Below are 10,460 nucleotides of genomic sequence, written 5' to 3' on the forward strand. Positions count from 1 at the left end.
AACCTGATTAAGCAATGCAGCGACCCAAAAAGGTCTGTCTGTTGATAGAAGATTGGTTTTAAGATCGTACCCATACATCGTTCTCTTAACCTTTTTAACGTTGGAAAGAGCATCCATCTATGTGACGACTTGACTTTTTTTAACATAGAAGAAGAATGACAACAAAGGCTTGTCATTTCGACTCGGCATCAGCCCCCCATGTCATTTCGACCCGGCATCAGCCCCCCATGTCATTTCGACCCGGCTGTCAAGCCGGGGAGAAATCTTACCCCCGAGGTTTCAGCGGTGGCGTTACGTTTAAGATTCCTCACCCGCCTCCGGCGGGATTCGGAATGACATGTAAGAAGGTCCTTCCTGCCCCTTCGTCCACTCGTAAAGGATGACCGCCGCGGCCTGAGGCAGGCTCAGGGAGTCGGCGTCGCCGGTACGGGGAATGCACCAGGGTTCGTCGGTCATGGACAGCAGCGCCTCAGGTAACCCGTGACTCTCGTTTCCCAGCAGAACCGCCGACGGCGTGTCCCCCCAGGGCCGGGGCGGCAGGTCTCCCCGGGTGACCGTGCTAAACAGGCGGTAATGTTTCCTGATTTCCGGCAGTATCTCCATGAAATCGACCTGTTCGATGAGGTCCAGGTGGAAGACGCTGCCCATGGAAGCCCGGATGACCTTGGGATGGGTAAGGTCAACGGACCCCTCGCTCAGCAGAACCGTTTTGATCCCGAACCAGTGGGCGGACCGCAGGATCGCCCCGAGGTTGGCCGGATTCGCCACCCGATGAAGCAACAGGAGACGGGTTTCCCGTTCCGGTGAAATATCCGCAGCGGACCGGAAACGGGGCACGGGCATGAGGGCGGCGATGCCCTCGGACTCCTTGTCCTGGCTGATTTTCTTCCACTCAGCCCCGGTGAGTTCATAGACTGTCTTTTCCGCCATGTCGGGGAACCGGCTTGCGTCTCTGTCCCTCCGGAAGAGGAAGGCGTCGATTTCCCGGCCGCTCCGCAGCGCTTCCCGGACCACCTTGTCCCCCTCCGCCAGAAACCGCCCCTCCCGGCGGCGGATCTTCCCGTGCCCCAGGCCGGCCCAGTATTTGAGCTGCCCCCTGGATGGTTTTAGATACAAGGGTCCCCCTCCTTACAAAACCCCATCCTTATGCAAACACGCCGGGAAACGGCCTGCCATATCACAGTTTCTTCAGCAGGTTCTGGGCCGCCACATGGATCGGGTCCCATGAAGGGCTGAAGGGCGGGGCGTAAGCCAGGTCGAGGTAAGCCACCTCGTCCAGACCCAGGCCGGCCCACAGGGCGCACGACAGGGTGTTGATCCGGCTGACGGCGCCGTGTCCCCCGATCGCCTGCGCCCCCAGCAGTCTGCCCGTTGACCGGTCCGCGATCAGCTTGATGCCCACGGAACTGTTCCCCGGCATGGAGCCGGCGAGGGCGTTTCCCCAGATGATGATGCTGGCGGGATGATAACCCGCCAGGGTCGCTTCCCGTTCGTCGATCCCCGTGGCGGCCATTTCCAGATCAAACAGGCGAAACGACTGGGCGGCCACCACACCGGGAAAGAGGATGGGCGTGCCCCCGATATTGCGGCCCGCGACCCGCCCCTGCTTGTTGGCGATATCCCCCAGGGGGATATGCACCCAGCGCTTGCTGACCCGGTTGAACACTTCGCAGCAATCACCGGCGGCGTAAACGTTTTCCAAAGACGTTTTCTGGGAAAAATCAACCTGGATCGCCCCGCTTTTCCCCAGGGGGATCCCGGCCGCCGCGGCCAGCCGCACATCCGGCTTGACCCCGATGGCGAGAATGAGGAGATCCACCGTCAATTCACCGGCCGTGGTGTCCAGGTGCAGGCGATCGTCGCTTCCCCGTTCGATGTTCCGCGTGTCCGTTTCCTTCAGGGTCACGACACCGTTTCTGTCCAGGACCTCCTGGGCCCTCTCGCAAAAAACCGGATCCCAGCGGGTAACGGGCAGGTTGCCCCTGTTGATGATCGTCGTTTCGATATGCCGGTGCCGGAGGTTTTCGGCCATTTCCATGCCGATGAAGCCGGCGCCGATGATGGCGGCTTTGCGAACCTGCCTTTCCTCGATCCAGGCCTTGATCCGGATGGCATCGTTCAAGCTCTTGACGACGAACACCCCTTCCAGATCCTGACCCGGAATGCCGGGCATGATGGGAAGCGTTCCCGTCCCGATCGCCAGGATGTCGTAACCGACGGTTTCCCCGTTCGCGAGCCCCACGGCGGCGGCTTCCGTATCGATGCGGGTAACCGGTGTCTGGATCAACACCTCGATTCCCCCTTCACGGAAGCGTTCCGGTGTTCTCGCCACCAGTTTCTCTTTCCCCTGGATTACATCACCGATGTAATAGGGCATCGGTCAAGCCGCGACGGATGTGTGTTCTCCCTGTTCGATCATCAGCACGTCGAGTTCCGGGTTGCGACGCTTTGCTTCCGCCGCGACCGACGCCCCGCCGGCGCCGGCACCCACGACAACCAGTTTTTTTCCCATGGCTCCATGCTCCTTTCCGTGAAATGGTGAGTTGAAGGATGTTTGCCGGATTTTCCCGCGACAAAACCCACGAACGCAAGACCTATTTCCTGACGCGGCGCATGGCACAGATGGCGACGCCGCACAGGATCATGACAAGACAGAGTATTTGCCCCATACTGAACGGTCCCAGGACAAAGCCCAAGTGACTGTCCGGCTCCCGGTAAAACTCGATGGCGAAACGGACGATGCCGTAACCGATCAGATATACCCCCGCAAGGAATCCTTCAAACGGACTCCTCCGGCGAAGCATCCAGAGGGCGGCGAACAGGACGATCCCCTCGAAGAAGGCCTCGTAGAGTTGGGAGGGGTGGCGAAGAAGCCCCTCCGGATCAGACGGAAAGATCATGCCCCAGGGTGCGTCGGTGGCGCGTCCATACAGCTCGCCGTTGATGAAATTCCCGATTCGGCCGAACGTGTAGCCCAGAGGAATGACCGGAACGAGGAGGTCGATGAAACGCCAGAACCGTATTTTCGCTTTCCGGCAGAAAAGCGCCGTTGCGAAAATGAAACCGAGAAGACCGCCGTGATAGGACATGCCGCTGATCCCGGTGAACTGAAAGCCATTCGAAAACGTGAAGGGAAGAAAAATCTCCAGGGGATGCCCCATATAGTATCCCGGATTGTAGAAAAGAACATAACCGAGACGCCCCCCGAGGATCACCCCGAGAATCGCCCAAACGACGTAGTCCTGAAGGGTGTCATCCCCGAATTCATAATTTTCTTTCCTGATTCGGTATTTGACCAGAAGATAGACCAGACCGAAAGCGGCCAGATACATGAGGCTGTAATATCGGAGTTGAAACGAGCCCACTTCCAGCAGGTTCGGGTTGATATGAAAGGGGAGAGATTGCCAGCCGATCAACGCTTCCACTCCTGCCGGCTCCGGCTGTCCGGGCCGGGAAAAAATTGAATTACCCGGTCATGGGGGACCGGAAGCTGGGCCGCCGGATCATTCCCGGCCGCCCCACGATCTGTTGTTGTATTCGGCCATGATTGAACCCATCGGCCCCTTCGGAAGAGGGATGTTTCCTGTCCCGGCTCAATGTGCCGCGCCGCCTGGGAAAACGGGCGCCAACGCGAGGCGGGTACCGTGACGCCGTGTTGTGACCCGCCCTTCCTCCCCGGAACGGTCACGACGGATACAGGGGGCGTTGTGACACATGGTTAAGGAGCCCTTGACACCCCTGAAACGGCAGGATGCCGTCAGTACGCGTTGCCTTTCAGGTCTTCGACGTAAAGCTGGGCCGCGAAAGCCGCCGTCGCCCCGTCGCCGCAGGCGGTGACCACCTGTCGGAGCAGCTTGTCGGTGCAGTCACCGCAGGCGAAGATGCCCGGCGCCGACGTCCGCATGTCCCGATCGACGGCGATGGACCCGTCACCGGCCAGGTCAACCCGACCCGACACCAGGTCACTGTTGGGGATCAGGCCGATGAAAACGAACACCCCCGACGCGGGGAGAGTCCAGCTCTTCCCCGTGTCCCGGACATCCCGCAGGCGGACGCCCGTGACAGTCTTCTCCCCCAACACCTCGTCCACCACGGCGTGCCAGGCAAAGGCGATCCGCTCGTTGGCGAAGGCGCGTTGCTGCAGGATCGCCGTCGCCCGCAGGCGATCCCGGCGATGAACGATCGTCACCCTGGAGCAGAAGCGGGTCAGGAAAAGGGCTTCCTGCACCGCCGTGTCGCCGCCGCCGATTACGACAACTTCCCGGTTCCGGTAAAAGGGCCCGTCACAGGTGGCGCAGTAGGAAACGCCCCGACCGGTGTAGAGTTCCTCTCCCGGCACATCGAGTTTCCGCCAGTGGGCGCCTGTCGCCACAATAAGGGCCAGCGTTTCAAGGGGTTTCCCGGAAGTGAGCACCGCCCAGCCCCTGGTCCCGTTCCAGCTTCTGGGTTCGACGGCGCTGCAGTCCTCCTGCATCACCTGGAGGCCGAACTGCAGGGCCTGTTTTTTGAATGTCTCGACCATATCGAAGCCGCCGGTCCCTTCCGGCATACCGGGATAATTTTCAATCCAGTCGGTGACCGTGATCTGGCTTACCGTGGACGCCCCCTCGATCAAAAGGGTTTTCAGGCCGGCCCGGGCGGCGTAGAGTCCCGCCGTGTAACCCGCCGGCCCCCCGCCGACGATCAGAACATCATAAACCTGTTCCGGTATGTTGATTGCTGACATGTTTTAAAGATACCCCCTCTTTTTCTTCACCCCGGCTGCGGAAGTCGACCTGGCCCCGAAGGGTTTTCGGGCCGGATGCTAGGAACCGCTTTTCTCCGCGGCTTTCATCGCTTTCAATCGGGCTTTATCTTCCTTCTTCTTGATTTTCAGCCGGTTCTTTTCTTCTTTCTTTTTGGCCTTGAGGGCCGCCTCCGTGGCGGCCAGGGCCTGGACCTGTTCTTCCGTATTCGGCGAAACCGTCGCCCGTCCGTCCGTACTCGACGAAGCCATTGCCCGCCCTTCCGTGCTCGGCGAAACATCCGCCCGTTCGTCCGTACTCAGCGAAACCGCCGTCCGCCCGCCCGTCTTTTTTCTGCGGAAACGGCTCATGAGGTGCTGCGCAAAGCTCTTGCCGAATTGGCCGATGAACGCGGCGACCAGGACGATCAAGATCCATGCGATAACCCGCCAGGGGGAGATATCGTGAAAGTCCATCGGGTACATCCTCCTGTCGCCTTAGGCATACACGATTACGCCGCGGATGACCACAGGTTTTTCAGCCCCGTGTATTCAGCCGGTCGTTCCGGCGAATTGAATACATGGGAACCGCCCATTATCGATGGTTGTTTTCAGACAGGGTCTGGCGAATTTTGCAAACGGGCCTGTGAAGACGGTTCCCGGAGGCCGGTGATTTATTGCGGGATGATCCCCATACCGGCCAGTACGGACAGCATCACCGCCGCGGCGATGACGGAACCGATCTGGCCGCCTGCGTTGGCGCCCATGGCATGCATGAGGAGAAAATTCCGCTTGTTCCAGTGCTGGCCTTCCTTCTGGACCACCCGGGCCGCCATGGGAAAAGCCGAAATACCGGCTGCGCCGATCAGGGGGTTGACCTTGCCGCGGGAAATCACATAGAGGGCTTTCCCGAACAGGATACCGCACACGGTGTCGAGACAGATGGCCACAAATCCGAGGCCGAGAATGATCAGGGTCTGAGGCTTGATAAATGCCTCTCCCGACATGGTCGCCCCGATGCAAAGCCCCAGGAACAGGGTGACCACATTGGCGATTTCATTCTCCGATGCCTTGGTCAGGCGCGCCACGACACCCGATTCCCGCATCAGGTTCCCCAGCATGATCGTGGCCAGAAGGGGGAGACCCTTGGGGGCGATAAGGCCGCCCAGGACGGTGATGACCAGGGGGAAAAGCAGCTTCGTCGTTTTGGAAACGGGTTTGGCCTGTGATTGCATGACGACCATCCGTTCCTTTTTCGTGGTCAAGGCCCGCATGATCGGAGGCTGGATAATCGGCACCAGGGACATGTAGGAGTAGGCCGCCACAGCCACCGCTCCCAGGAGTTCCGGGGCGTATTTCGACGTAACGTAAATGGCCGTCGGTCCGTCACAGGCTCCGATGATGCCGATGGAGACAGCGTGCAGTTTGGGAAAGCCCATCCAGAGGGCCAGCAGCAGGGTCAGAAAGATGCCGCACTGACCGGCCGCTCCCAGGAGAAACGTCGAGGGTCTGGACAGAACAGGGCCGAAATCGGTCATGGCGCCGATACCGATGAAGATCAGCAGCGGAAATAACTCTGTCGAAATACCGGCATCATAAATGATCCTGATGAACCCTTCCGCTCCCATGACGTCGGCAAAGGGAATATTGGTGATGATACAGCCGAAGCCGATGGGCAGAAGCAGGAGAGGTTCACAGTCCTTCTTGATTCCCAGATAAAGGAGAAGAAACCCGACGAAAAGCATGATCAGGTTACGCCAGTCGACCGCCAGGTGCTGAAAGCCGACGATCAGTCCGCTTAAACCGCCTATCATGGCCTCGATCATGGGTTATCTCCTTTCCCGCGCTTGTCGGGGAAAAGCGTTCCCAGACCCGCCATGACCAGGGCCATGATACCGAGCGTCACCAGGGTGCCGCCCATCCCCACAACCAGCAGGGTAATGCCGAAGGTCAGATTGTCTATTTCCATTGTCGTATCTCCATTGCATCTGTTCGATAAAAACGCTTCCTCCGTTTTAACACCGAGATAAAAGATAGTCCCTGAGATCCGTATAATTCGCCGGCAGGGTGAGGGATTCTCCCCTGCGGCTGTCGATATCCCGCATGCTTCGAGGAAGTTCCGGCAGGATATGCAGAAGTTTCTCGATCTCTTCGGGGAACTTGGCCGGGTGGGCCGTTTCCAGGCTGACACAGGGGCAGGTCACCGGATGATGGGCCAGGTAGGCTTCCAACCCGCGCCAGCCGACGGCGCCGTGGGGTTCCAGGAGCACGCCATACGTTTCATGGACGTGGCGGATGGTTTCTTCCGTTTCCTGGTCGGAAACCGAAATGGAATAGATCCGTTTCCGCATTTCCTCCCGGTCAGGATAGACATGAACAGCGCCGGTCCGGTCCACCGTGCCGCCGTACAGGTCGAAGAAGCGGGCCAGGTTGCTCGGATGCCCCACGTTCATGGCGTTGGACAGGCAGGCCATGGACGGTGAAATTTTCTGGTACACGCCCGTTTCGAGATACCGGGGGAATTCCTCGTTCTCGTTGACGGGCATGACAAGTTTCAGGACCGGCAGGCCCATGCGGCGGGCGTACTCGCAGCCCAGGGCGTTACCAAAGTTGCCCGACGGCACGGAAAACACGATGTCCTCGCCCGGGTCGGCCAACTGGGCGTAAGCGTAAACGTAGTAAATCATCTGGGGCAGGATCCGGCCGAAATTGATCGAATTGGCCGAGGTCAGATTCAGGAAGGCGAGGGCCGGGTCGGCGAAGGCCGCCTTGACAAGATTCTGGCAGTCGTCAAACTTGCCCGCCACCGATACGGCCTGCACATTGTCCCCGATGGCGTCAAGCTGCTTCTTCTGGCGGGCGCTCACTTCATCCCGCGGATAGAGAATGGTCACGCGGATACCCTCGACACCGTGAAAGGCGTCACCGACGGCGCTTCCCGTATCACCGGACGTCGCCACCAGTACATGCAGGGTCCTTTCCCTGTTCCTCAGGGCGCTCATCAGACGGGCCATCAACCTGGCGGCGAAATCCTTGAAAGAGGCCGTCGGCCCCTGGTCCAGGCGCATGATGTACCTGCGGCCCGACACGTTTTCAAGGGGTATGCTGAAATTGTACGCGTCCTCAACGAGGCCATCGAGCAGATCCGCCCCGACTTCGTCTTTCAGATATGTCCGGACCACCAGTTTGGCGATTTCAGGGTAAGGGGCCCCCCTGAGGGCTATCACCCGGGCAAGGTCAAGGGGGGGAATCGGATCGGGCATGAAGAGGCCCTCATCCGGCGCTTGCCCGCGCAGAAGGGCCTCCCGGAAGGAAACCTTCTGTTTGAAAGGGGTGATCCCCGGAACCTGCTCCAGATTCCGGTTTGTGCTGTAGTAATGTATGGCCATGGTACGTGTTGATCCCTGTTTGTAAGGAACCCGCCCTGCCCGGAACCATCACGCCGGACGCAGGTGAAGGGGCTGACGCCGCATGAGGCTTTTCATCACCGGCGCCCCTTTGAACGACACCACCGCTTCTACAAGGTTATCATGAATCCGTCAACTTCAATTTCATCCCGCCTTCAATCCCCTGGTCGATCGGCGGGTGCGTGCCGGGGGGATTCATGACCATACCGATCAAAGGGATAAGGGGCTGAAAAAGCCGGGTTCTCGATCCCGGTCAGCGCTTTATTTCTCAAAAGGACTGTGATACACAGGCGAAGTATCGTAGTGAAAGTGTGGAGGCAAGGAGAAAACGATGACGGACCAGGCAATCAGCAACGAGGAACGGATCGCCAGGGCGAACAAACCCGCCGAAGACGCCTTGAAAATGCATCCTTATTATAAGGGCAAGATCGAGATCGTACCCAAATGTATCATCCGGGACCTGCGGGATTTCGCCATCTGGTACACCCCAGGGGTGGCGGAACCATGCAGGGAAATCCATGCCGATCCTGAAAAGGTGTTCGATTACACGAACAAGGGCAACACCGTGGCCATTGTCACCGACGGTACACGGGTGCTGGGCCTCGGCGACATCGGTCCCCTGGCGGGTCTTCCCGTCATGGAGGGGAAGGCCCTGCTCTTCAAGTACCTGGGCGGTGTCGATGCCTTCCCGATCTGCCTGGATACGAAGGATCCCGATGCGTTCATCGGGACGGTAAAAATCATTTCCCCGTCCTTCGGCGGCATCAACCTTGAGGACATCGAGAACCCGAAGTGTTTTTACATCCTGGACCGGTTGCGGGCGGAAGCATCCATTCCCGTATGGCATGATGACCAGCAGGGGACCGCCGCCGTCACCGTGGCCGGCCTGATCAACGCGCTGAAGATCGTTGGGAAGAAAATGGAGGAGGTCGCGATCACCCTGATCGGGATCGGCGCCGCAAACGTCTGCATCGCGAAAATGCTCTTCAAGGCCGGAGCGGACCCCGGGAAAATGGTGGTTGTCGATAGCAAGGGGATCCTGAACAAAAAACGGGACGATATCGGCCCGAACCACCAAGAGAAGCGTGCGTTATGCGCAATGACCAATGCCCAAAACCGCGACGGCGGCATGGAAGAAGCCATGCGGGGACAGGACGTGGTGATCGCCCTTTCCAGGTCCGGGCCCGGGGTGATCGAAAAAAGCTGGATCAGCGCTATGGCGGACAACGCCATCGTTTTTGCCTGCTCCAACCCCGTGCCGGAAATCTGGCCCTGGGAGGCGAAGGAAGCGGGCGCTCGAATCGTGGCGACGGGCCGCAGCGACTTCCCCAACCAGGTCAACAATTCCATCGGTTTCCCAGCCATCTTTCGGGGCACCCTCGATGTCATGGCCCGGGTCATTACCGATGAAATGTGCATCGCCGCCGCCATCGAACTGGCCCGTTGTGCCGAAGACAAGGGTATCCACGAGGAATATCTGCTGCCTGCCATGGATGAATGGGAAATTTTTCCCCGGGAAGCGGTGGCCGTGGCAAAAACGGCCATTCAGCAGGGGGTGGCCCGTTTGACATTCACGGAACGGGAGCTGTTCGCCATGGCGGAGTCGAAAATCCGCCGCGCACGGGACGAAGTGGCCCTGATGATGGATAAAGGCATCATCGCCCCGTACGAGGATCAAGGCTGATTCCCTCTGCCGGGAGCCGATGGGGATGCTTCTGATTCATCCACCCGTAGCGCGGTCCTGCGAGGCCCCGGCGGGCATTGCCGGACTGGCCGGATTTCTGAACAACCACGGCGGCCCCTGTCAGGTCGTCGATCTCAATCTGGAGGGGATTCGTCATCTGATTGGAAACCCGGGATGTCCCGAGGGCGCGGAAGATACCTGGACCCGGCGGGCCCTGAAAAATCGGTCCGCTCAGCTCAAAAAACTTTCCTCCTGGGAAACGTATGCCCAGGTCGACCGGCACGGCAGCGCGGTCCGGTCTCTGAACCGGGTGCTGGCGGCCTCACAACGGCAGGGGGGGATCCGCATCACCCTCACCGACTACAGCGATTCATTGCTTTCCCCGACGCGGAGTGCCGATCTCATTTCCGCGGCGACGGACCCGGCGAGTAATCCCTTCTACCCCTATTTTTCGGAGCGCCTGTCCGCCCTGATCGAGGGGCGAAATCCCCGGGCCGTCGGCATCTCTCTGAACTATCTGAGTCAGGCTCTGTGCAGCTTTGCCGTCATCGGTTTTCTCCGCAAACATTATCCGGAACTGAAGATCGTTCTGGGGGGCGGGCTGGTTTCGTCATGGCTCAGCCGTCCGGACTGGCGCGACCCCTTC

Annotated in this window: 11 protein-coding genes; 2 read left to right on the forward strand and 9 right to left on the reverse strand. The window is 59.5% G+C overall.

What is annotated here, in order from left to right; all coding sequences use genetic code 11:
• Positions 1-297: 297 nt before the first annotated feature.
• From GX147_00690 to thrC, 9 genes are all read right to left on the reverse strand, one after another.
• Positions 298-1,116, reverse strand: coding sequence for an RNA methyltransferase (locus GX147_00690; protein NLN59227.1), 819 nt, complete (start codon positions 1,114-1,116; stop codon positions 298-300).
• A gap of 61 nt (positions 1,117-1,177) precedes the next feature.
• Positions 1,178-2,377: an FAD-dependent oxidoreductase gene (locus GX147_00695; protein NLN59228.1), complete on the reverse strand. Its 1,200-nt coding sequence runs from the start codon at positions 2,375-2,377 to the stop codon at positions 1,178-1,180.
• Between the two features lie 3 nt (positions 2,378-2,380).
• A complete protein-coding gene (locus GX147_00700; GenBank protein ID NLN59229.1) occupies positions 2,381-2,512 on the reverse strand; it encodes an NAD(P)-binding protein in 132 nt (43 codons plus the stop codon).
• 82 nt (positions 2,513-2,594) lie between these two features.
• On the reverse strand, positions 2,595-3,425 hold the full coding sequence (locus tag GX147_00705; GenBank protein ID NLN59230.1) for a prolipoprotein diacylglyceryl transferase: 831 nt from the start codon (positions 3,423-3,425) through the stop codon (positions 2,595-2,597).
• Between the two features lie 332 nt (positions 3,426-3,757).
• A complete protein-coding gene (gene trxB / locus GX147_00710; GenBank protein NLN59231.1) occupies positions 3,758-4,726 on the reverse strand; it encodes a thioredoxin-disulfide reductase in 969 nt (322 codons plus the stop codon).
• A 78-nt stretch (positions 4,727-4,804) separates the two neighbouring features.
• The gene (locus GX147_00715) at positions 4,805-5,200 is read right to left on the reverse strand and encodes a hypothetical protein (protein ID NLN59232.1); all 396 of its coding nucleotides are present in this window, start codon (positions 5,198-5,200) and stop codon (positions 4,805-4,807) included.
• Between the two features lie 197 nt (positions 5,201-5,397).
• Positions 5,398-6,549: a sodium ion-translocating decarboxylase subunit beta gene (locus GX147_00720; GenBank protein NLN59233.1), complete on the reverse strand. Its 1,152-nt coding sequence runs from the start codon at positions 6,547-6,549 to the stop codon at positions 5,398-5,400.
• Complete coding sequence (locus GX147_00725; GenBank protein NLN59234.1) at positions 6,546-6,692, reverse strand: hypothetical protein; 147 nt, start codon at positions 6,690-6,692, stop codon at positions 6,546-6,548. Before GX147_00725 ends, GX147_00720 begins: the two co-directional genes overlap by 4 nt.
• Before the next feature lie 46 nt (positions 6,693-6,738).
• Entirely contained in the window at positions 6,739-8,112 is a 1,374-nt protein-coding gene (gene thrC / locus GX147_00730) for a threonine synthase (protein ID NLN59235.1), read from the reverse strand.
• A 349-nt stretch (positions 8,113-8,461) separates the two neighbouring features.
• Between thrC and GX147_00735 the strand changes: the two genes are divergently transcribed.
• Both GX147_00735 and GX147_00740 read left to right on the forward strand, forming a co-directional pair.
• Complete coding sequence (locus tag GX147_00735; protein ID NLN59236.1) at positions 8,462-9,814, forward strand: NADP-dependent malic enzyme; 1,353 nt, start codon at positions 8,462-8,464, stop codon at positions 9,812-9,814.
• Between the two features lie 25 nt (positions 9,815-9,839).
• Positions 9,840-10,460 (forward strand): cobalamin B12-binding domain-containing protein (locus tag GX147_00740; protein ID NLN59237.1); only part of this gene is annotated, 621 nt, incomplete at its 3' end.

Source organism: Deltaproteobacteria bacterium (assembly GCA_012522415.1).
Classification (GTDB): Bacteria; Desulfobacterota; Syntrophia; order Syntrophales; family JAAYKM01; genus JAAYKM01.